General features: G+C 61.2%; 18 protein-coding genes. 9 read left to right on the top strand and 9 right to left on the bottom strand.

Features of this window, described 5'->3' with window-relative positions:
- Window positions 1-95: 95 nt before the first annotated feature.
- Window positions 96-875, bottom strand: coding sequence for an ABC transporter substrate-binding protein (locus PMI31_RS16000; protein ID WP_008019167.1), 780 nt, complete (start codon window positions 873-875; stop codon window positions 96-98).
- A 231-nt stretch (window positions 876-1,106) separates the two neighbouring features.
- Here PMI31_RS16000 and PMI31_RS15995 point away from each other — a divergent pair, with 231 nt between their 5' ends.
- The gene (locus PMI31_RS15995; protein ID WP_008019165.1) at window positions 1,107-1,748 is read left to right on the top strand and encodes a type 1 glutamine amidotransferase; all 642 of its coding nucleotides are present in this window, start codon (window positions 1,107-1,109) and stop codon (window positions 1,746-1,748) included.
- Between the two features lie 12 nt (window positions 1,749-1,760).
- Here PMI31_RS15995 and PMI31_RS15990 read toward each other — a convergent pair whose 3' ends face one another.
- Window positions 1,761-2,195, bottom strand: coding sequence for a rhodanese-like domain-containing protein (locus tag PMI31_RS15990; RefSeq protein ID WP_008019163.1), 435 nt, complete (start codon window positions 2,193-2,195; stop codon window positions 1,761-1,763).
- Window positions 2,196-2,296: 101 nt separating this feature from the next.
- On the opposite strand from PMI31_RS15990, the gene ftrA reads away from it, so the two are divergent.
- On the top strand, window positions 2,297-3,271 hold the full coding sequence (gene ftrA, locus PMI31_RS15985) for a transcriptional regulator FtrA (RefSeq protein WP_008019162.1): 975 nt from the start codon (window positions 2,297-2,299) through the stop codon (window positions 3,269-3,271).
- A gap of 106 nt (window positions 3,272-3,377) precedes the next feature.
- On the opposite strand, the gene cobF is transcribed toward ftrA, so the two are convergent.
- Complete coding sequence (cobF, locus tag PMI31_RS15980; protein ID WP_008019161.1) at window positions 3,378-4,133, bottom strand: precorrin-6A synthase (deacetylating); 756 nt, start codon at window positions 4,131-4,133, stop codon at window positions 3,378-3,380.
- The gene (locus PMI31_RS15975; RefSeq protein WP_008019159.1) at window positions 4,133-4,705 is read right to left on the bottom strand and encodes a histidine phosphatase family protein; all 573 of its coding nucleotides are present in this window, start codon (window positions 4,703-4,705) and stop codon (window positions 4,133-4,135) included. Before PMI31_RS15975 ends, cobF begins: the two co-directional genes overlap by 1 nt.
- 564 nt (window positions 4,706-5,269) lie before the next feature.
- Between PMI31_RS15975 and PMI31_RS15970 the strand changes: the two genes are divergently transcribed.
- From PMI31_RS15970 to PMI31_RS15960, 3 genes are all read left to right on the top strand, one after another.
- Entirely contained in the window at window positions 5,270-6,286 is a 1,017-nt protein-coding gene (locus PMI31_RS15970) for an arginine N-succinyltransferase (RefSeq protein WP_008019157.1), read from the top strand.
- Window positions 6,287-6,341: 55 nt separating this feature from the next.
- Window positions 6,342-7,376: an arginine N-succinyltransferase gene (gene astA / locus PMI31_RS15965; protein ID WP_008019156.1), complete on the top strand. Its 1,035-nt coding sequence runs from the start codon at window positions 6,342-6,344 to the stop codon at window positions 7,374-7,376.
- A gap of 142 nt (window positions 7,377-7,518) precedes the next feature.
- A complete protein-coding gene (locus PMI31_RS15960; RefSeq protein ID WP_008019155.1) occupies window positions 7,519-8,388 on the top strand; it encodes an isocitrate lyase/PEP mutase family protein in 870 nt (289 codons plus the stop codon).
- Window positions 8,389-8,736: 348 nt separating this feature from the next.
- On the opposite strand, the gene PMI31_RS15955 is transcribed toward PMI31_RS15960, so the two are convergent.
- Window positions 8,737-9,810: a diguanylate cyclase gene (locus PMI31_RS15955; RefSeq protein WP_008019154.1), complete on the bottom strand. Its 1,074-nt coding sequence runs from the start codon at window positions 9,808-9,810 to the stop codon at window positions 8,737-8,739.
- A 199-nt stretch (window positions 9,811-10,009) separates the two neighbouring features.
- On the opposite strand from PMI31_RS15955, the gene PMI31_RS15950 reads away from it, so the two are divergent.
- From PMI31_RS15950 to hglS, 3 genes are all read left to right on the top strand, one after another.
- Complete coding sequence (locus tag PMI31_RS15950; RefSeq protein WP_008019152.1) at window positions 10,010-11,464, top strand: flavin-containing monooxygenase; 1,455 nt, start codon at window positions 10,010-10,012, stop codon at window positions 11,462-11,464.
- Window positions 11,465-11,486: 22 nt separating this feature from the next.
- Window positions 11,487-12,443 (top strand): alpha/beta fold hydrolase, encoded by a 957-nt coding sequence (locus tag PMI31_RS15945; RefSeq protein WP_008019151.1) that lies wholly within the window; start codon window positions 11,487-11,489, stop codon window positions 12,441-12,443.
- A gap of 131 nt (window positions 12,444-12,574) precedes the next feature.
- Window positions 12,575-13,981, top strand: a complete 1,407-nt coding sequence (gene hglS, locus PMI31_RS15940) for a 2-oxoadipate dioxygenase/decarboxylase HglS (protein ID WP_008019150.1) — start codon at window positions 12,575-12,577, stop codon at window positions 13,979-13,981.
- A gap of 531 nt (window positions 13,982-14,512) precedes the next feature.
- Here hglS and PMI31_RS15935 read toward each other — a convergent pair.
- The 4 genes from PMI31_RS15935 to PMI31_RS15920 form a co-directional block, all read right to left on the bottom strand.
- Window positions 14,513-15,091, bottom strand: a complete 579-nt coding sequence (locus PMI31_RS15935) for a hypothetical protein (RefSeq protein WP_008019148.1) — start codon at window positions 15,089-15,091, stop codon at window positions 14,513-14,515.
- 128 nt (window positions 15,092-15,219) lie between these two features.
- Window positions 15,220-16,296 carry a lipocalin-like domain-containing protein gene (locus PMI31_RS15930; protein ID WP_008019147.1) on the bottom strand — a complete coding sequence of 359 codons (1,077 nt, stop codon included), beginning with the start codon at window positions 16,294-16,296 and terminating at the stop codon, window positions 15,220-15,222.
- Entirely contained in the window at window positions 16,286-18,757 is a 2,472-nt protein-coding gene (locus tag PMI31_RS15925; RefSeq protein ID WP_008019146.1) for an ABC transporter permease, read from the bottom strand. The genes PMI31_RS15930 and PMI31_RS15925 overlap by 11 nt, the downstream gene beginning before the upstream one ends.
- A 1-nt stretch (window position 18,758) precedes the next feature.
- Window positions 18,759-19,427 (bottom strand): ABC transporter ATP-binding protein, encoded by a 669-nt coding sequence (locus tag PMI31_RS15920; protein ID WP_008019145.1) that lies wholly within the window; start codon window positions 19,425-19,427, stop codon window positions 18,759-18,761.
- Between the two features lie 810 nt (window positions 19,428-20,237).
- Here PMI31_RS15920 and PMI31_RS15915 point away from each other — a divergent pair.
- Window positions 20,238-21,032 (top strand): ChbG/HpnK family deacetylase, encoded by a 795-nt coding sequence (locus PMI31_RS15915; protein WP_008019143.1) that lies wholly within the window; start codon window positions 20,238-20,240, stop codon window positions 21,030-21,032.
- Window positions 21,033-21,143 lie beyond the last annotated feature (111 nt).

The following is a 21,143-nucleotide window of genomic DNA, read 5'->3' as shown; positions in this document are numbered from 1 at the left end:
CTCCTACAGTCGGGATATGTGTCAGGCAGGATAAATCAGGAACACAAAAAAAATGGCAACCGCGCCAACGATTGCCATTTTTTCAGCCTGCTCGCTTACTCGCCGTAAACGTCAAACTTGAAGTACTTGTCCTGCACTTGCTTGTACTTGCCGTTGGCGCGGATTTCGGTGATAGCGGTGCTGAACTTGTCCGCCAGCTCCTTGTCACCCTTGCGCACGGCAATGCCGGCGCCGCCACCGAAGTATTGCGGATCGTTGTACTCAGGGCCGACGAAGGCAAAGCCTTTACCGGCGTCGGTTTTCAGGAAACCGTCGTCCAGGTTGACCGAGTCGGCCAGCAGCGCGTCAATGCGGCCGGAAACCATGTCCAGGTTGGCTTCCTGTTGCGAGCCGTAACGCACCAGGTCGATGCCGGCAGGCACCAGCACTTCCGTGGCGAAGCGGTCGTGGGTACTGGCGCGCAGCACACCGACTTTCTTGCCCTTGAGTTCGGTCAGCGGGTCCTTGATGCTGGAGCCTTCCTTCATCACGAAACGTGCCGGGGTGTGGTAGTACTTGATGGTGAAATCGACGTTCTTCTTGCGGTCGTCAGTGATGGTCATGGACGACAGGATGGCGTCGATTTTCTTGACCTTCAGCGCAGGGATCAGGCCGTCGAACTCTTGCTCGACCCAGGTGCACTTCACTTTCATCTGCTCGCACAGGGCGTCGCCGATATCCACGTCGAAACCGGTGAGTTTACCGTCAGGGGTTTTCATCGAGAATGGCGGGTAGCCGGCTTCGATGCCGATGCGGATCGGCTTGGCGTCTTCAGCCACGGCGGTCAGGGACAACATCGACAGTGCCAGGGCACCGAACATCATTAGCTTCTTCATTTATAACTCCTGTGTGCGGAGGCTTTTATTGGCAGCTTCGATTGGCAGCGTTCGGTCATCGCTTTGTGAGCGGGAACCGAAGTGGCCGGCAGTCTAGAGCGGCTACAGGAGGGTAAATTGCGCCGAGGCGACAAATATTTATAGAAAAGTGGCGCAAAGAGGGAAGCATTGAGGTGAACGCGCAATGACGATGCAAAATTGCCCCCTTTGCGTCCCCTCGAGAGTAGCGCGATGCCCACGTTGAACCTGATCCAGCACCACCCCGCCGAAGGTCCGGGTGCCATCGCCTTCTGGGCCGAGTCCCGGGGGCTGCCGCTGAAGGTGTTTCGCGCCGACCTCGGTCAGTTGCCGCCCGTCAGCGCCGATCCGGTGATCCTGTTGGGCGGGCCTTATGAATCCAACGCCGGTCCGGCCTGGCTGGAGGCCGAACGGCAATGGCTCAGAGGCAGTCTGGATCTGGGTGGGGCCGTGTTCGCCATATGCCTGGGGGCTCAGTTGCTGGCGCTGAGTCTGGGCGGGAATGTACGGCGGATGGACCGCAGCGAAACCGGATGGACCACAGTGAGCTTTATCGATGGGCAAACACTGAAGGTATTGGAGTGGCACGAAGACGCCATCGACCTGCCGCCTGCCGCGCAACTGCTGGCCAGCAGCGCGCAATGCGTACAGCAGATGTACCGCGCCGGGCCGACGCGGCTGGGGTTGCAGTTTCATCCGGAGTGGAACGCCGAGTCGGTGGCCATGCTCAATGCGCATTTCGGTGATGAGTCACCGTTGCCCCGAGGGCCGCAGGACGATGCTGCCTACGCCGACGTGTTGGCCTGGTTGCAGGCAACTCTGGATGAGTGGTGGGCAGCCTCCAAGCCACACTGAGGTGATTGGGTATCAGCATTCGCAACCAATCGCGGCATTAGCCGGCCGTGGCACCTCGACACTCAACTCAAACCCTTCATCCAGCCATCCGGTCACGCCGCCGATCATCTCCTTGACCGGATAACCCAGGGCCGCCAGTTTCACCGCAGCCTTGTTGGCACCGTTGCAATGAGGCCCGGCGCAATAGACCACAAACAGGCTGTTTTTCGGATAAGCCGCCAAGCCTTCGGCGCTCAGCAAGCGCCCGGGAATGTTGATCGCTCCCGGCACATGCCTGCGTTCGAACGCCAGCGGGCCACGAACATCCACCAGAACGAAATCGACTTCACCGCTCTGCTGGCTGGCGTGGACATCGGAACAATCGGTTTCGAACGTCAGACGGTTGCTGAAGTGCATCAGGGCGATGGCCGATGGGGCGGCGGGAATTTCGCGAACCAGGCTGGTCATGGGCTGTACTCCAAAGTAGCGGCGGGTGTGGGAAGACTTTATCCGCCAGTCACTTGCGGCTACAGTGGCGTACAAGACACTCACCGGGAACTTTCCGCCAAATGCACCCTACCCCAGGAATGGTCGCGATTCTGGCCTACGACGGCCTCTGCACGTTCGAGTTCGGCATTGCCGTGGAGATCTTCGGCCTGCCACGACCTGAATTCGATTTCCCGTGGTACGAGCATCGTATCGTCGCTGTCGATCGAGGCCCGATGCGTGCCATGGGCGGCATCCAGGTACTGGCCGATGGCGGCATGGAATTGCTCGCCGATGCCCGCACCATCATCATTCCCGGCTGGCGTGACCGCAGCGCCGCGGTGCCCGCGCAGCTGATCGCCGCCTTGCGCCAGGCCCATGCGCGGGGCGCGCGGTTGCTGTCGATCTGCTCCGGTGTTTTCGTTTTGGCCGCCACCGGGTTGCTCGACGGGCGCGGTGCAACCACGCACTGGCGTTATACCTCGGAACTGGCCGAGCGGTTTCCCGGCATTCTGGTGGACCCGGACGTGCTGTATGTCGATTCCGGCCAATTGATCACCTCCGCCGGCAGCGCGGCAGGCATTGATGCCTGCCTGCATCTGGTGGCACGGGATTTCGGCACCCAGGTGGCCAATGCCGTGGCCCGGCGCCTGGTCATGTCGCCGCAACGCAGCGGTGGCCAGGCGCAATTCATTCCGACGCCTGTCAGTCCCACACCGCGCAGCGATCTTTCCCGCGTCATGCAGTGGGCACGGGAGCGTTTGCACGAACCACTGGAGGTGCGCGACCTGGCCAGCGAAGCCGCCATGAGCGAACGCACGTTCCTGCGCCGCTTCACCGAAGCCAGTGGGCAGTCACCGAAAACCTGGTTGCAGCACGAACGTCTGGGCCGCGCCCGCGAACTGCTGGAAAGCAGCGACCAGAACACCGAGCAGATTGCCGAACGTTGTGGCTATCGCTCGGTGGAGAGCTTCCGGGTGGCGTTTCGCACCGTGGTCGGCGTGCCACCGTCGGTGTATCGGGAGCGGTTTGGACGTGGGTTTGACACAATTTTCTGAGGCGTTCTCAAGGCCCTCTTCGCTGGCAAGCCAGCTCCTACAGGATTCGCGCAATCCTCGTAGGAGCTGGCTTGCCAGCGAAGGCGTCAGTCCGGTCACCGACTGATCAAGGCTTGCGCAATAAATAGGTATCCATGATCCAGCCATTGGCCAGCCGCGCCGCCTTGCGCACCCGTTCGATTTCATCCGCCACATCCTTGAGCTTGCCACTGATCAGGATTTCATCTGGCGTCCCCAGGTACGCCCCCCAGTAAATTTCGGTGTCCTGATCCACCACCTGACGGTAAGCATCCTGAGCATCGAGCATCACCACCAGGCTGTCGGCATCGCTCACCTGCCCTGCCGCCAGGCGTCGGCCTGTGGTGATTTCAACGGAGCGGCCAATCTGGTTGAGCGGCACCTTGTGCTGTGCCGCCAATGCCTGGACGCTGGTAATGCCGGGGATCACCTCGAATTCGAAGGCGCAGGCACCTGAAGACTGGATGGCCTGCAGGATGCGAATGGTGCTGTCGTACAACGCCGGGTCGCCCCACACCAGAAAACCACCACACTGGCCGTCGGACACTTCATCATTGATCAACCGCTCGAAGGTCTGCTGCCTGGCCAGGTTCAAGTCATCGACACTGGTCTTGTAGTCCACATCACCGCGCTCGCGCTCAGGGCTGTGGGCTTCGACAAAACGGTAATCGTGGCCGCTGATATAGCGCTCGCAGATTTCGCGCCGCAGATCGATGAGTTTGTCCTTGCGCGGGCCCTTGTCCATGAGAAAAAAAACATTGACCCGATTCAGCGCCTTCACCGCTTGCATCGTGATGTAGTCGGGATTGCCGGCACCGATGCCGATGACCAGGAGTTTTTTCATCAAGGCAGGTCCTCGGCATCGGTGCCCGACAAGCGCAGCCGCCAGCGGCCATGGAACCTCAACTCGAGCACCGACAGGGGTTCGACGTCGATCAGGCTGGACGATCCCCCCTGCAACACCTGCGTCAGCGCAGCGCGAATGACAAAGGGATGAGTAATGGCAAGGATGTGCCCCGGTGTCGACTGCAACGCTGTCAACCAAGCGCCCACTCGCTCGCCCAGCTGCACCAGCGACTCGCCACCGTGGGGTGCCGAAGCCGGATCCCCCAGCCAATGCTGGAGCGCCTCCGGGTCGCTCTTTTGCAGGTCGCCGATGCGCTCACCGCCCCAGCGTCCGAAATCGCAGTCCTTCAACGCCTCGACAATCTGCGGCGCACTGCCGAACAGTTCAGCGGTCTGCCGGGTGCGCAATTCCGGGCCGCAGACAAGACGCGCAGCGCCCTTGAACTGATTGCAACGGGACAGCCTGAGCGCATGCCAATCCATCTCCAGAGGCTCGTCCAATGGAAAACGCGCCAGTTTCTGGGCGACGGTTCGAGCATGACAAATCAGGGTTAAACGGGTTGCCTGCACCGGCAATCACTCCAGGGAAGGAAAGGAACGACGGCGTCAGGTGAGCGCCATTGCGCAATTGTGCCGCAAGAAAGCACGCCCTGGGGGTGTTTAATTTTCCAGCATGAAACGGATTCCTTCAGTCATTTCCTGCGAGGTTTTCTGTGATGGCTGACTGCAATAGAGGCAATCACCTACAAGACTTTACGAGATCGGCGTAGTCCCTTGGTACAGGCACTTCGCCCCTTTTTCGGGCACGGTCAGACCCCGCGAAAATTAACTAGACAGGCAGTACGTGATAATTAAATACTCTTTTCAACGGACTGTTGAAACATGAACCACACTCATCCAGCAGGAGCCCGGATGCCCATTCTCGAACCCCCGATCTACGCACCTGGCCAGGCATCGCATCCGGCCGAACCGCACGATCCTTGTTTAATGCGGTCCCTCTCAAGTAACACCTGACAAGAAAAAGAGTGGCGCCTGATAACGTTCAGACGACCACCGATCTGATGTGTGGAAAAACCGACAGTGATAGTCAGGTTCGGCTCAAACCACCGAATCGTTTGATACAGGAGTGTCTCCATGCTGGTCTTGCGTCCAGTTGAGTTAGCCGACCTGCCCCAGTTACAGAAGCTGGCTCGTGAAAGCCTCGTGGGCGTCACATCCCTGCCCGACGATAGCGAACGATTACGCGGAAAAATCCTTGATTCCTGTGCCTCGTTCGAGAAGGACATTGAGGGTCATGGCCCGGAAAACTATTTCTTCGTCCTCGAAGACCTGACGACGCAACACTTGGTCGGCTGCTCGGAAATTCTCGCCACGGCCGGGTACAAAGAGCCGTTCTACAGCCTGCGTAACCGGCACTTCACCAGTGCCTCCAGGGAACTGAACATCGAGCACGGCGTACCGGCCTTGTCGTTGTGTCACGACCTCAGTGGCCACACCTTGCTGCGGGGCTTCCATATTGATGCCGCACGGGTACGCACCGCGCATTCCGAACTGCTGTCGCGGGCGCGCCTGTTGTTCATCGCCGCCCACCCCCGGCGTTTTTCCGAAACGGTGATCACCGAGATCGTCGGCTACAGCAGTGATGAAGGCCACTCGCCATTTTGGGATGCCGTGGGCAAGCATTTCTTCGACTTGCCCTATGTCGAGGCCGAACGGCTTTGCGGCCTGCAGAGCCGCACTTTTCTCGCCGAACTGATGCCGCACTATCCGATTTACGTGCCCATGCTGCCCCAGGCGGCACAGGACTGCATTGGCAGCATCCACCCCGATGGCCAGGAGGCCTTCGATATCCTCGAACGTGAAGGCTTCGAAACCAACAGCTACATCGATCTGTTCGATGGCGGCCCCACGCTGTTTGCGCGCACGTCGGGTATTCGTTCCATTGCCCACAGCCAGTGCGGCGTCACGCTGCCTGGCCCGGTGATCGATAGCCGTGGCCGCTTTCTGGTGAGTAACGAGTCATTGAAGGATTATCGGGCCATCGTTGCCGATCTTGATTACGTCCCTGGGCAACCCGTGACGCTGGACGCGGCCATGTGCAAGGCGCTGAAGGTGACCGAGGGCAGCCCCGTCAGGCTGATCGCCCTGTGAATACCCGCCAGGGTCAACGCCAATGCCCGAGCACACGCGAACAAGGAACAGCCGCATGATTGTCCGTCCGGTCCAGATTACCGACCTGCCCGCCGTGCTCACACTGGTGCGTCAGGCGGTTCCGGGGCTTACCAGCCTGCCGGCTGACGAAGAACGCCTGGCCTATCGGATCCGCTGGGCCCAACGCACTTTCGCCGGGCAGGTCGATCGGGCCGATGCCGATTATCTGTTCGTGCTCGAGGACGACGAGCAGCAAGTGGTGGGCGTCAGCGCCCTTAAGGGTGGGATCGGCCTGCGCGAGCCCTGGTACAACTACCGGGTCGGACTGACGGTCAGTGCTTCACCGGACCTGGGTATCCAGCGGCAGATCCCGACCCTGTTCCTCAACAACGAATTGACCGGGCAATCGGAAGTCTGCTCGTTGTACCTGCGCCCCGATCAGCGCCAGGGAAGCAACGGGCGTTTGTTGTCGCTCGGGCGTTTGTTGTTTGTGGCCGAATTTACCCAGCTGTTTGGCAACCGCCTCATCGCCGAATTACGCGGAAGTGCCGACGAACGAGGTGGTTCACCGTTTTGGGACAGCCTCGGCCGGCACTTTTTCAAGATGGATTTCAGCCATGCCGATCACTTGTCCGGGCTGGGCAACAAATCGTTCATTGCCGAACTGATGCCGCGCCAGCCGCTGTACACCTGCCTGCTCACCGAACAGGCCCAGGCAGTGATCGGCAAGGCCCACCCGAATACCGGGCCAGCCCTGAAAATCCTCAGCGCCGAAGGATTTGCCCACAACGGCTACATCGATATCTTCGACGGCGGACCGGTCATTGAAGCCCCGGTGTCCGGGATCCGCACCGTGCGCGACAGCCAACCGCTGTCACTGGTCTTCGGCTCGCCGGACGATAAAGCGCCCATCTGGCTGATCCACAATCGCCGCCTGGAAAACTGTCGCATTACCTGTGCCCCGGCCCGACAGATGGGCCACAGCCTGGTGGTTGATCGCCTGACCGCCAGGCGCTTGCAGCTGCAACCCGGTGACTCGGTGCGCGCCGTGCCGCTGCTTGACCAACGGCAACAGACCGTGGCGGCGTGACTTGGCAGGCCCATCGTTGCGACGCCAATCTGCCCAACCCGGCAAATTCGTCATCATTCTCCCCTTGCGCGCGTGATAGCCTTTTATTTCTTCGGCGTTGACACTTTTGCTCAAGCCCTTCCATTCCATTGGTGGAACTCATATGTCCAGGCTTTCCCATCAAGATTTGCGCCGCAATTTTCGCCAACTGTTCGCCTCCAGCACCTGCTACCACACAGCCTCGGTTTTCGACCCGATGTCGGCCCGTATCGCCGCCGACCTGGGCTTCGAAGTCGGGATCCTCGGTGGTTCGGTCGCCTCGTTGCAAGTGCTGGGCGCCCCTGACTTTGCCCTGATCACCCTCAGCGAGTTCGCAGAACAGGCCACCCGTATCGGCCGCGTTGCCCAGTTGCCGGTGATTGCCGACGCCGACCATGGCTACGGCAACGCGCTCAACGTCATGCGCACCATCGTCGAACTCGAACGTGCCGGCGTCGCCGCGCTGACCATCGAAGACACCCTGCTGCCCGCGCAGTTCGGCCGCAAATCCACCGACCTGATCACGGTCGCCGAAGGCGTCGGCAAGATCCGCGCGGCACTGGAAGCCCGCTGCGATTCAGAAATGGCGATCATCGCCCGCACCCATGCAGGGATTCTGCCGGTTCAGGAAATCATCAGCCGCACCCGGCAATACCAGCGCGCCGGAGCCGATGGCATCTGCATGGTGGGCGTAAAGGACTTCGACCATCTGGAGCAGATCGCCGAGCACCTGAGCGTGCCGCTGATGCTGGTGACCTACGGCAACCCGCTGCTACGCGATGACAAGCGCCTGGCCGAACTGGGTGTGCGCGTGACCATCGACGGCCATGGCGCGTACTTCGCCGCGATCAAGGCGACCTACGACAGCCTGCGCGAGCAACGCCAGATCCTCACCCAGACATCGGACCTGAACGCGACCGAGCTGACGCACACCTACACGCAACCGGAGGAATACATCCGCTTCGCCGAGGAGTTCATGAGCGTGAAGGAATGACGCTTTAAACCGACACGCAGCCTTCGTCGGATCGCCGCCCGGAGCCGGCTCGCCCCCACAGTGGATCGGCGGTTAGCAGATCATTTGCATCCACCAGCGATCATTTGTGGGAGCGAGCCTGCTCGCGAAGGGGCCATCACCGCCAACACCCACGCCGCCTGACACACCGCCTTCGCGGGCAAGCCCGCTCCCACATTTGGATCGCGGGTAGACGCAAATAATCTGCTCACCGCAAAGCTACCGTGGGAGCGGGCTTGCCCGCGATGAGGCCATCACAGCCAACACTGATGCCGCCTGACACACCGCCTTCGCGGGCGAGCCCGCTCCCACAGGTTCTGCGGTGGGCGGTCACGCCGAGTCGAGCAGTTCGCGATAGGGTTTCCCGTCACTGCAACAGATCACTCGGTTACGCCCGGTGGTCTTGGCTTCGTATAGCGCATGATCGGCGTCGTTGAGCCAAAGCGTCGCGTCGGCATGGGCCGGATTGAATGATGCCAGGCCAATGCTCAGGCTGACTTTCAGCGCCGGGCTCTGCTCGTACCCCAAGGTGGCGAAGCGATCACGCAGGGTATCCATGACGGCGGCGGCGCGGTTCAGGGGCAGGTCCGGAAGGATCACGCAGAACTCGTCACCGCCGTAGCGCCCCGCCACATCGGTCGCCCGCAGATTCTGCCTGAGCATTTTGCTCAACTGGCGCAAGACGATATCGCCGGCAACATGGCCATAGGTGTCATTGATTGCCTTGAAATGGTCGATGTCGATCAGGGCAATCGCCCCGCCTTTTTGCTGGCGTTTGCAACGCTGGAACTCGACTTCCAGCTGGTCCTTCCAGGCGCCATGGTTCATCAGGCCGGTCAGGCTGTCGGTACGGCTCAGTGCCAGCAGCTCACGCTTCTGACGGCCAAGGGTATGGGCCTGGCGGAAGCAGATCCAGCCCAGCGCCAGCGGATACAGGCACAGCAACGGCAAACAGGCATAGAGCTGCACCGGGCTGGTGGCAGGAATGAACGCCGGGGCGAAAATCTGCAGGCCGACACAGACGCCCAGCACTTGCGCGGCCGTCCCGGCCAACAGGAAGCGCATGCCGCCGATGGCCACGTTGTTCATGGCCATCATGGAAATAGTGGACGCGCTGGGCAGTGGATTGAATTGCATCGCGGCAATCCAGAAACCGCCGAGAAAGGCATCGATCAGCAGGTTGCGGTGTTCGACATGATAGGGCGCCCTGGCCCGACGCGTCCATTGGTATGCCAGGTGCGGCCAGACCAGGCCATTGAACCACATGAAACCCCAGACCCAGGGCGCCGGATCGAGTGGATACATCGCTACGCTCACGCAGACCAATCCCAGGGCCAACCCCAGGATTCGCGATGTATAGAGCCTCCTGGCCAATGAAAAACCCTTTCCTCCCGTTTTTGCCATAGGGCCTCTGTACCACTCGACGGAATGCGATAACAGCCTGTGCCTCTGCGCTGGAGTCTATCAGGGCGAGATTAAATAGCCATCACCGGTTGGCGGGCTGAATATCGCGGCATCCCGCTCGCATAAAAGCAAAAGCCTCGGCTCCAGAAACGGCTATACATGAAAGTAGGGGTTGATCAATGACCATAAGAGGAGGCCCATGCAGACCTTTCAAGTATTGATCATCGGCAGCGGTTTTGGTGGCCAATGTGCCGCAATCAATTTACTCAAGGCCGGCATCGACGATTTCCGCCTGCTCGAACGACGGGATTTCTTCGGTGGCACCTGGTGCCAGAACACCTACCCCGGCGCGGCAGTCGACGTGCCCTCGCCGCTGTACTCCTTGTCTTTCGCCCCGTATCGCTGGACGCAAATGTTCGCCGAACAGGCCGAACTGCACCGCTACACCCGCCATGTGGTGGAACACTTCGGCCTGCGGGACAAGGTGGAACTGGACGCCAATGTCGAGCGCATCGAATGGGACGACGCCAACAGGCGCTGGACGGTTTTCACCACCGGCAAAGGCACGTTTTGCGCGCAGTTCCTGATCAACGCGACCGGGCCGTTGAGCCAACCGGTGGTGCCGCACTTCGACGGACAGGAACGCTTTCGGGGCAAGACTTTCCACACCAATAACTGGGATCACAGCTACGACTACCGGCAAAAACGCGTGGCCATCGTCGGCAGCGGCGCCAGTGCGGCCCAGGTCATTCCGGCGATTGCCCCGGACGTCGGGCACTTGCATGTGTTCCAGCGCACGCCTCACTGGGTATTGCCCCGGGCTGACCGCAGCTTCGGCCGCTTGCAGCGCTGGCTGTTGGGGTTCAAGCCCGCCTACAAGCTGCTGCGCTGGGGAATCTACTGGCAATTCGAAACCCGGGTGATCGCCTTCAAATATTCGAAGCCGGCGGTGCACATGGTCCAGCGCCAGGCCCTGGGTTTTCTCAAACGCCAGGTACCGGACGCCGAACTGCGACGCAAACTGACGCCGGATTACACCATCGGCTGCAAACGGGTGATCCTGTCCAGCACGCTGTACCCGGCACTGGCCCGCCGCAACGTGACGCTGCACAGCCGCGAGCAAGGCATCGCGTCCATCGACGAAACCGGCATCGTTACCCTCGATGGCCACCATATCGACCTGGACCTGATCGTCTGGTCCACCGGCTACGACGCCACCGACGGGGTGATTTCCTACCCGGTAACGGGCAAGAACGGCACCCGTCTGAAAGAGGTCTGGGCGCAATACCCGCGAGCCTACCTCGGCACCGCCCTGCCCGACTTTCCCAACCTGTTTATCGTCACCGGGCCGAACACCGGCATCGGCCACACCTCGGCGCTGTTCATCATCGAATCCCAGATGAATTACATCCTCGATTGCATTCGCACCTTGAAGACTCAAGGTTTACGCAGCATCGAGGTTCGCCATGAGGCGGAACGTACCTACACTGAAATGATCCACCGGGAAATGGAACGTACCGTGTGGAAGTCCGGTGGTTGCCACAGTTGGTATCAAAGCAAGAGCGGTCATGTGATTGCCATGTTTCCGGGGTTCAGCTTCAGTTTTCATCGCTTGACCCGAGCGCTGAAACCCGCCGATCACATTTTGTCCTGAGCAGATAGAAGGGAGACGCCTGATGCTTTTGTTGTTCGTCGTTCTCGCAGTTTTCGTCGCCTGGAGCTGGCTGACCTACCCGGCCATCGGCTACTGGCTCTATGACTTGAACATGGCGGCCGAGGCCAAGCTGTACCGGCTGCACAAAATCGTCGTGCCCATCCCCGAGATGACCGTCTCGACCTGGCAAGGCGGGCCGTACGAAGCCACCAGCAATGTGCTGATGCTCCATGGCTTCAGCGCCGACAAGAACCTCTGGCTGCGATTCGCCCGGCACTTTGTCGGCAGCCATCGGGTGATCATCCCGGACATCGCCGGCCATGGCGAAACGGGTTTCAAGGCGGGCGGCGGCTACGACATTCCGCTGCAGGCCAAGCGCATGATCCAGCTGCTGGACGTGTGCGGGGTCGAGAAAGTGCATGTCATCGGCAACTCCATGGGTGGCTACATGGCCGCGTGGCTCGCGGCCAACTACCCGGAGCGCATTGTGTCCCTGGCCCTGATCGACCCGGCTGGCGTCACCTCGCCCGAGCCCAGTGACCTTGAGCGGCATTTGGCCAAGGGCCACAACCCGTTTCTGATTCATTCGCGGGAAGAATTCCGGCGCTTCTACGCCATGACCATGGCTTCGCCACCCTGGGTACCGAAGCTCGTGCTCGATGCCGTCGCCCAGCGCTATGAACAGTCCCGCGAGGAGCTGGAAGAAATCTTCCGGGAATTCCGCGCCAGCCCGCCGATGGAACCGCACCTGCCCAACATCAGCGCCCCGGCACTGTTGCTGTGGGGGCGCAAGGACCGGCTGATCGATGTCAGCAGCGTAGCGGTCTGGAGCAAAGGCATCGTCGACTTGCGCGTGCATATCTGGGACGCCTTCGGGCACATGCCCATGGTGGAAGCCCCCACCGGTTCGGCGCGCCTGTATCGCGAGTTTTTGGCATCGCTGCGCTCGGAGAGCCCACAGGATCAACGACAGCATTAGGGAAACTAATTGAGAACGCCCTCTTGCAGTCCTTTGCAGAATGAAGTTCGTCAGAAACTTCGTTTGTCGGCGTTGCTGAAGGCTGCGATCTTTCGTCCATCCTTTACGTCACCGCGCCAGGAATCCTGTTCATGAATCACCCGAACTTCGTCAGCCCTGACCTGATCCGCCAACGCTTCTCCAAAGCGATGTCCGACATGTACCGCGAGGAAGTGCCGTTGTACGGCGCGTTGATGGAACTGGTGGAACAGACCAACCGTCACGTGCTGGAAAGCGACCCGCAACTCCTGCAGCAGCTCACGAGCACCGGCGAAATCGAGCGCCTGGACCTGGAGCGACATGGAGCGATCCGTGTCGGTACGGCCGATGAACTGGCGACCCTCGCCCGCCTGTTCGCGGTGATGGGCATGCAACCGGTGGGTTACTACGACCTGACACCGGCTGGCGTGCCGGTGCATTCCACGGCTTTTCGCGCGGTGCACGAAGCGTCGCTGCAGGTCAGCCCGTTCCGGGTGTTTACCTCGCTGTTGCGCCTGGAATTGATCGAAGACCTGGAGCTGCGAGGGTTTGCCCAATCGATGCTCGACCAGCGCTCGATCTTCACCCCCACCGCACTCACGCTCATCGAGCGTGCCGAATCCCAAGGGGGCCTGACCGGGCAGGAAGCCCTGGAGTTCGTCGAACAGGCCCTGGAAACCTTTCGCTGGCACCACAGCGCCACCGTCACCGCCGAGCAGTATCAAAAGCTCAGCGCCCAGCATCGCCTGATCGCCGACGTGGTGGCGTTCAAGGGGCCGCACATCAACCACCTGACACCACGGACCCTGGACATCGACATCGTCCAGGCGCAAATGCCGGCCCATGGCATCACCCCCAAAGCGGTGATCGAAGGCCCGCCCCGCCGCCAGTGCCCGATCCTGCTGCGCCAGACCAGTTTCAAGGCCCTCGACGAGCCAATTGCCTTCACCGATCAAAACGAGACTCGCGGCAGCCACAGCGCCCGCTTCGGCGAGATCGAACAGCGCGGTGCCGCCCTCACGCCCAAAGGCCGCGCACTGTACGACCGCTTGCTCAATGCCGCACGGGACGAACTCGAGGACTTCCCCAACGAAGCCAACGCCGCGCGCTATAACGCCCTGATGGCGCGGCACTTCAACGAGTTCCCCGACACCTGGGAAGGCATGCGCCAACAGGGCCTGGCTTACTTCCGCTACTTCGTGACGGAAAAAGGCCTGGCGCAGGGCGACCTGAAAAACGCCGCCCTGGAAGACCTGCTCGGCAGCGGTTGCCTTCGGGTTGAACCGCTGGTGTACGAAGACTTCCTGCCGGTCAGCGCGGCGGGGATTTTTCAGTCAAACCTCGGGGACGCGGCGCAGACCCGTTACGGTGTGCACTCCAATCAGCAAGCGTTCGAAAAGGCTCTGGGGCGTTCGACGGTCGATGAGTTGGGGCTGTATGCCGAGAGCCAGCAGCGTTCGATCGAACAGTGTTTCGCCACGTTGGCCGATGTTGTTCAAGTCAGTAAAAATCAGGACTGAACGACTTTTCACCGTTCAATAAAAAAGGTTCTTCACGCAACCCCGGGAAACTGAAGGAACGGCCGGTCGACGCTCGATTGCCGGCGATGGACTCACATGCGCCGCGTTTATCCAGTTCACACGCGTTATTGTTAACGACCATCGCTGGCAAGCCAGCTCCTACAAGAGACCGCGTCCGAACTCAATACCAGCGAAAGGCCCAAAAAAAAATGGGCGACCTGAAGGTTGCCCATTTTTATATCCAAAACTTTCAGTACAGCAAATAAAGTGTTCGCCCAGTGCAATGGCCTCGGCAATCCATGCACTGGTAAAGAGCCCTGACACTGGGCGAACGGAAAGCATTTTAGTAGAAGTGAATTAATATGTCCGCACTACAAAGATGAAATTTATCGACACAACATTTAACAAAATGTCGACTTAAATGCTATGCCGCCCGGAGTCTTGAACTCACCAGTTCGACCCTATGGGCTGATTATTCCTATACAAAACTTGCACAAAAACAATCAACCCCTATAGAGCCAATACCCAACATTAGTGTTTGCTGGTCACCGTCAATATATCGGTGTAAACCACGTTAACGCTTTGCCCGACTTTCAAGTCCTTGAGTTTGGCCTGGACTTCAGGTCGCTTGACGTCAACCGTCTTGGACTTGCCTTCCGGGTTTTCGAAGGTCACCTGGTGTTTCTTCAGATCAATATGGGTGATTTTCAGCTGCACTTTCACCTGACGGTAAGCTTCGCCGCCGGGGTTGGCGCTACCCGGTGCCGCGCGCACTTCGCCACTGGCTTCGGCGGTGCCTGGCAGGCCTTTGTCGACATCGGTGTCGAGGTAGGCGGCAACGGCGCTGGTGACCCTGATGTCGACCGTATCGCCAGCCTTGAGGTTGTTGAGGTTTTTCGCCTTGTCGGTCAATTGCACCGGGAACTCATTACCCTGCGGGCCTTTAAGGACCACGGAATGGTTCGCGGTATCGACCGAAACGACTTTGGTGGAGACCTGATCAGCCACCACGACTTCCGACAACGGGATATCGGCGGCAACCGCGCCAAAACTGGCGCCAGAGAGCAAAGTAGCGAGGGTGATGGCTTTGGTCAGTGCGTGGCGTTTCATAGGCAGAACTTTCCCTGTGATAGATGGCAACGGACGGCGTTGAAACCATGCTCAACGCCATGTGTGCGATGAGCATAGTCGCTGTTCGGCGAGTGGTCGCCGCAGGCCGCTGATTTCCGTGGCACAGGTTACTGGTAACCGGTCATTTCCAGATATCCGTTCCCGGCATGGCTGCCACTGAGGCGTACCGGGCCTTCCCAGTACGGAATGCGCAAATCCATCCAGGCCTGGGGATTGAGCGCGGTGATGACGATATCAAGGTGCCTGGCGGGGATCCTGATCGACCAGCGAACGGGCATCTCGCGCCCGGCCACGCGGGCAGTGTCTTGCGGCGTGAGGCCGATGTCGCTGGCGTGCAGCAACTGTGTCTGGCCCCGGGCGTCGATCCAGGTGCCGGTGAGGTAAGGCTCGCCGTCCTTTTGCCGCATGCGATACAGCATCACCTGCTCACCGCTGTCCAGGTGCAGCGAGAACCAGTCCCAACCGCTCTGGTTGGCCGTCAGGGGCTGACTGCTCCATTCACGGTCGAGCCAGGCCGGGCCACTGACCTGGTAGGTTTGGCCGTCGATGTCCAGGGTGCCGCGGGTCTGGAAAAACGGCTGGCTGTAGTAATAGGAGGCCTGGCCCTGTTCGGATTTCTGGCTGAACCCCTGGTCCCCCTGAAGTACCAGCGGACCTGTCGAAGTCAACCGCAACCGGTAGCTGAAACGCTGGTCGCGAGCGCTGAGCAGCAGGTCGGCCAACGGATTGTCGGCAGTCGCCTGGCTACGCAATTGCCAGTCGTCGATCCATGCATTGAACGGCGCGACGCTGACACCGGCCTGACCGATGCCGCCGCGGGCATAACGTTCGGCCGCGTGATGCGCCGTCGCCGACGTCACCGCCGCGTGACCGAGCCAGATCGTCTGATTCTGCCAACCCGTCACCTCTGGGGCGGCTTTCAAGGCACTGCGGAACAACGTCCATTGCGCGCCGAACTCATGCCCCTGATCGTCCTTCAGGTTGGCCGTGACATACCACCATTCAATGCGAAAGCCGTCGTGCGCGCCGTGATCCGCCGGGAAGCTGAACACCCGACCGGGCACCACCGGGGTGAACGCCTCGGCCTGGTTGCCCAGCCCGGCAAAACCCTTTTCTACCGGTGCCGGTTGCTCGCAACCGCTCGCCAGCAGCATCAGGAGCAACACGCCGACTTTAATCTTCATGGGCAAAGGTCCGTAGCAGATCCGCCGGTTGCGTGCGGTACAAACGGTACAACGGCCAGGCCGAGGCCAGTAACGTCGCCACCAGCGCCAGCCCCATCAACTGCAGCAGTTGCCCTGGAAATACCCGCAACGGCAGGCGCCAGCCAAAGGCCTGCACATTGATCACCGTGTCCAGGCACCACGCCAGGGCGATGCCCAACGGCAACGCCAGCACCAGGGTCAGCAGCGCCAGCAACCAGGTTTGCCCGAGGTTGAGCAACATCAGATGCCGACGTGTCACGCCCAGCGCCCACAGCGGCGCCAGTTGCCCGAGACGGCTCTGGCTTTGGGTCAACAGACTGATGAACAACGCCACCCCGGCCACGCACAGCGTCAGGCTATTGAGCGCAGCGGTGGCGGCAAAGGTGCGTTCGAAGACTTGCGTGGACCAGCCCTTGAGCCGCGCCTGATCGACGATGCGGCTGTCGTCCAGGGTGAAACGCGCCTGCAACGCCGTGACGAACGCCGGGATCGACGCCGGCTCGATGCGCAGGTTGAAGCGACTCGGAGTCAGTTGCGGCCAGCCGCGCAACAGGTGTTGGATGTTCACCAGAATGTGGCCCTTGGGATTGCCATAGTCGGCGTAGATCCCGACGATTCGTGGCACCCACGGGCCTGTGGGTGTCGGCAGCGTCAGGTAGTCGCCCAGTTGCACTTGCAGGCGCCGGGCCAATTGTTCGCTGAGCATCACCGCATCGTCCTTGGCCAATCGCTCCCAAGGGTTATCGCCCAAGGCTTCGAGCAGCGGCCAGTGCTGGCGATAGGTCGGGTGGTCGATGATCCCGGACAGGTCTGTCGGCCAGCCCTGCAACTGGATCGACACCTGCCAGTTGGGCAGCACCGCCGCCAGTTGCGGCTGCTGGTTGAGCCAGCTGTGCAGCTCCCGGGCCTGGGCCGGGTTCTGTGGATTGAGGTAAAGCTCGGCCGTCAGCCGTTGTTCGAGCCAGTCGCTGAAGGTCTGGCGAAAGCCGGCGGTCATGCTGCCGGCCCCGATATTCGCCGCCATGGCCAACAGCAGTGCCATCAATGCCAGGCTCAGCGCCGGCAATTGCTGGCGGCAATCGGCGACAAACCATTGGCCAAGCACCGAGCGACTGTGCTGCGAGCCGAGATTGAGCAGCGAACTGAGCACCACCGGCAGTGCCAGTGCGGCGCCGATCAACAGCGCCGCCATCAACACGAAGCCACTGACCAGGCTGTCGCCGAAGATCAGCGCCAGCAGCGCGATCACCCCGGCCATTGCCGCCACCCCACCCTGGCGTCGCAACCAGCGGGCATGGGCCTGATGCCAGGCCTGCGGGTCGGCCAGCGCCAGCAAGGGCAAACGCGCTGCCCGCAGCAGACTGTTGACCCCGGCCAGCATCGCGCCAATCAGACTCAGGCCGATACCGCTGAACCACCATGACAGGCTGAGGCGCAACTGCCCCGCCACTTCGGCGCCGTACAAGCCGCGCAGGCTGGCGGCGACATCCGGCAACAGCATGCTGGCCAGCAGGTAGCCGCTGACCACCCCGGCCACACCGCCAATCAGGGCCAACCCAGCCAATTCGACGGCGAGACAAGCGATCAGCATCCGCGCACTCACACCGCAGGCACGCAAGGTCCGGAGCAAGCCTCGCCGCTGCTCCAATGCCAATCCTATAGCGGCGTGCACGATGAACAGGCCGACCACGAACGACAACACTCCCAGGGCATCGAGGTTCAGGTGAAAGCTTTCGGTGAGGCGCGTCAGGTTGTTTTCTTCACCGGCGCTCTTGAGTTGCAGCTGTCCCTTGAACGCGCCCGGCAACGGCGCGGTGAAGTCCTTTGGTAACAGCAGTCGCGACAGCTGCTCCGGCAATCCCAGAATCTGCTGGGCAAAACCGATGTCCACCAGCAGCACACCGGGCGCCATATCGTCCTGCACATGCAGAGGCGGCAGTGCCGCGCCAGCCAGGTTCAAGGGCCGGTCACCCTCGCGCAAACCCAGTGCCTGCAAGGTCTGCGACGATATCCAGGTACTGCCTGGCGGGCTGAAAAAGCCGACGACCTGTTCAATCGCCAAGGCCTGGCCGGCCACCGCCGCGCCGGCCGGCAGCGACACCGGCTCGATCCCCATCAACTGCAAGCGCTGCTCTTCGTGCCCCTTGAGCGTGACCCGCCCTTGCAGCACTGGTGACACGGGCCACCCCGCCTGACGCAGATCGATAAACCATTGCTGTGGGAAGGTGCCGCCACCGGGCGCACTGAGGCTGGCCTGAGGTTCGCCGCCGATCAACTGACTGGCGCGGGCATAGCTGTCGCGGGCCTGGCTGTTGAGTGCCTGGACGCCGGTCAGCAGACTGGTGGCCAGCCACAACCCGGTCAGCACACTGAAAAACTGCACCGGATGCTGCCGCCAATGGCTGAGCAGTGCCCGCAGGGTTTCGCCGAAGATGCGCATGTCAGCGCTCGCCCGCACGGGCCAGGCGACCACCGCACAGCAAGGCTTTTTCCGCCAGCCGCGCCGCCACGCCGGGACTGTGGGTGACCATCAACAGGCTGGTGGGACTGTCGCCGAGCAACTCCAGAAGCAACTGCAACACCTCGGCGCCGGTGGTTTCATCGAGGCTGCCTGTGGGCTCGTCGGCCAGCAGCAATGGCGGGCGTGACGCCAGCGCCCGACCCAGTGCGACCCGTTGCTGCTGACCGCCGGACAGTTGCTCCGGGTAGCGCTGCAGCAACTCGCCCAAGCCCAGGCGCCGCACCAGATGCGCTTGCCAGCGTGGGTCATGGCGCCCCGCCAGACGCGCCTGAATCGCCAGGTTGTCTTCGACCCGCAGGCTGCCGATCAGGTTGAATTGCTGGAACACCAGGCCGATTTCCGTACGGCGCCAGTTCGCCAGCTGCCCTTCGTTCATCTGTTCCAGACGGTGTTCGCCACTGCGGATGCTGCCGCGATCGACCTTGTCCAGCCCGGCGATCAAGTGCAACAAGGTGCTTTTGCCACTGCCCGACTCCCCCATCAGCGCCAGGCTGCTGCCGGGCCTGAGCTTCAGGTCGACACCTTGCAGCACCGGCAGCGGCCCTTGCGGTGTGGCGTAGCTTTTGAAAACGCCGTGGACTTCAAGCATGAGGCAACCTGTTGGATATCCGTGGCCCAAGGATAGCGGCCCTGAATGGTTTTTGTCCGGTGACGCTCATCACCCCGCTCGCCCCAGAACTTATCCCCGGATCCAGACACAGGCGGGGGTTGCTCGAGAAGGCTTTATGGCAGGCGATGTCCGTTTAATTGGTGTACACATCAGGAGGGGCTTTCCAGGGAGTAACCGACCAAGCCCTTGCCCGAGTTGGCAGATCGCGACGAGTGACCGTCTCGGTAACCGGCTTCCTGGTATTACCTGAGATTCTCATGGCCAGCGACTTGATCGCCGTGGTTCCGCGTCGCCTGGCCTTGCGCTCTGACGGGCTGGTCATGCTCGATGCGCCACTTGATATACCTGGCTTCTGCAAGACTGTGGTTTGGCATGAGCGAACCTCTCTAGCTCCCTGACCGCTTTAGCCATCTCCGATAAATAGGCTCGGCAAGGAAGGACGCTGCGCTGCTGGTAAATCGCATCGAAGGTGAGCAACAGATTCAAATTGGGCCACAGCGATGTGCAAAGCTTCAACCGTGCATGCCAGCGGTGGCTGGGGTGCGCCACGGGTGCCTCTGGTTTTTGCGTCCCCCCGATTTCCAGCTACAAATGATGAGTGGGTTGAAGCGGTTGTCATCGGGCGGACGTCGATGGATGGCTTCGGTTTCAGGGAGGGTCAGGTGCATGGCTCAAGGCCGACTTGTTGCCCGGCGGTTTCGTTGGCGTCGACATCTTCTTTGCCATCTCGGAATTCCTGATCACTGGTCAAAGCGCCTGCGTCTACGGAAATCCTCAAGGAGGGTGAACATGCCTCGGCAAGTGATAGTCAACGCTGACGATTTCGGCCTCAGTGCCTGCGAAAACGCGGTGATCCTGGGCGCGTTCCAGGCCGGGCTCATCAGCTCCGCCACCGCCATGGCCAACATGCCGGCGTTCGATACGGCCTGCGTCCTGGCCCGACATCCATTGCTCGAAGGCCGCATCGGCCTGCACTTCAACCTGACCTACGGCCGTCCGTTGAGCCAGAGTATTGTGCAGCGCCGGACGTTTTGCGACGGTGCCGGCGTGTTCGACCTCAACCTGCCCCGCACCCGCCTCTGGCTCGGGCGCCGGGATCGTCACGCCGTGCTCGAAGAACTCGAAGCCCAGTGGCAGCGCTGCCTCGACAACGGCATGCGCCCCAGTCATCTGGACTCCCATCAGCACGTGCACAACATCTGGCCGATCGGCGAGATTGTCGCGCGCTTCGCCGCCCGCCAGGGGGTGCCGGTGCGTCTGGCGCGCAACCTTGGACAAAACCTCAGCCTGCCCAAACGCGTGTTCAAGGACCTGCTCAACCGGCGCCTGAGCAACCTGGCCGGCGCCACCGCCGACTACGTGTGCACCCCGGTGGATCTGCGCAACGCCGAACCGCCGCCCGACGGACTGCTGGAAGTCGTCGCCCACCCGAACCAGCTCGGCGCCGACTTCGGCGATGCCTACCTGGAACCGGGAGAGTCCTTGAGCGCGTTGCTGGAACAGCGTTTGCCGGGTGTGCCGAGGGTGGCCTATACCGCTGCGGGCGACGCGGCACCTCGCCATGCGCAGGCCGTTCTGGAGTAATCCGCAATCCCTGTGGGAGCGTGGCTTGCCCGCGATGGCTATGGTTTTTTACTGGTGTACATATCCGTTGCTGCGATAACGGCGGCTATTGGTTCCGCCTTTACGGCGGGT

Origin of the sequence: Pseudomonas sp. GM55, assembly GCF_000282395.1 — a bacterium.
GTDB classification, from domain to species: domain Bacteria; phylum Pseudomonadota; class Gammaproteobacteria; order Pseudomonadales; family Pseudomonadaceae; genus Aquipseudomonas; species Aquipseudomonas fluorescens_CC.
Note: the sequence above shows the minus strand (reverse complement) of the source record. Positions and strands in the feature narration are given on the sequence as shown.

What these genes read in the sequence shown, in the direction of transcription:
- PMI31_RS15945 (WP_008019151.1), top strand. Translation starts at nt 11,487, where the DNA reads ATGCTTTTGTTGTTCGTCGTTCTCGCAGTTTTCGTCGCCTGGAGCTGG.
- PMI31_RS15920 (WP_008019145.1), bottom strand. Translation starts at nt 19,427, where the DNA reads ATGCTTGAAGTCCACGGCGTTTTCAAAAGCTACGCCACACCGCAAGGG.
- PMI31_RS15955 (WP_008019154.1), bottom strand. Translation starts at nt 9,810, where the DNA reads ATGGCAAAAACGGGAGGAAAGGGTTTTTCATTGGCCAGGAGGCTCTAT.
- astA (WP_008019156.1), top strand. Translation starts at nt 6,342, where the DNA reads ATGATTGTCCGTCCGGTCCAGATTACCGACCTGCCCGCCGTGCTCACA.
- cobF (WP_008019161.1), bottom strand. Translation starts at nt 4,133, where the DNA reads ATGAAAAAACTCCTGGTCATCGGCATCGGTGCCGGCAATCCCGACTAC.
- hglS (WP_008019150.1), top strand. Translation starts at nt 12,575, where the DNA reads ATGAATCACCCGAACTTCGTCAGCCCTGACCTGATCCGCCAACGCTTC.
- PMI31_RS15990 (WP_008019163.1), bottom strand. Translation starts at nt 2,195, where the DNA reads ATGACCAGCCTGGTTCGCGAAATTCCCGCCGCCCCATCGGCCATCGCC.
- PMI31_RS15950 (WP_008019152.1), top strand. Translation starts at nt 10,010, where the DNA reads ATGCAGACCTTTCAAGTATTGATCATCGGCAGCGGTTTTGGTGGCCAA.
- PMI31_RS15970 (WP_008019157.1), top strand. Translation starts at nt 5,270, where the DNA reads ATGCTGGTCTTGCGTCCAGTTGAGTTAGCCGACCTGCCCCAGTTACAG.
- PMI31_RS15915 (WP_008019143.1), top strand. Translation starts at nt 20,238, where the DNA reads ATGCCTCGGCAAGTGATAGTCAACGCTGACGATTTCGGCCTCAGTGCC.
- PMI31_RS15935 (WP_008019148.1), bottom strand. Translation starts at nt 15,091, where the DNA reads ATGAAACGCCACGCACTGACCAAAGCCATCACCCTCGCTACTTTGCTC.
- PMI31_RS15995 (WP_008019165.1), top strand. Translation starts at nt 1,107, where the DNA reads ATGCCCACGTTGAACCTGATCCAGCACCACCCCGCCGAAGGTCCGGGT.
- PMI31_RS15925 (WP_008019146.1), bottom strand. Translation starts at nt 18,757, where the DNA reads ATGCGCATCTTCGGCGAAACCCTGCGGGCACTGCTCAGCCATTGGCGG.
- PMI31_RS15960 (WP_008019155.1), top strand. Translation starts at nt 7,519, where the DNA reads ATGTCCAGGCTTTCCCATCAAGATTTGCGCCGCAATTTTCGCCAACTG.
- PMI31_RS15930 (WP_008019147.1), bottom strand. Translation starts at nt 16,296, where the DNA reads ATGAAGATTAAAGTCGGCGTGTTGCTCCTGATGCTGCTGGCGAGCGGT.
- PMI31_RS16000 (WP_008019167.1), bottom strand. Translation starts at nt 875, where the DNA reads ATGAAGAAGCTAATGATGTTCGGTGCCCTGGCACTGTCGATGTTGTCC.
- ftrA (WP_008019162.1), top strand. Translation starts at nt 2,297, where the DNA reads ATGCACCCTACCCCAGGAATGGTCGCGATTCTGGCCTACGACGGCCTC.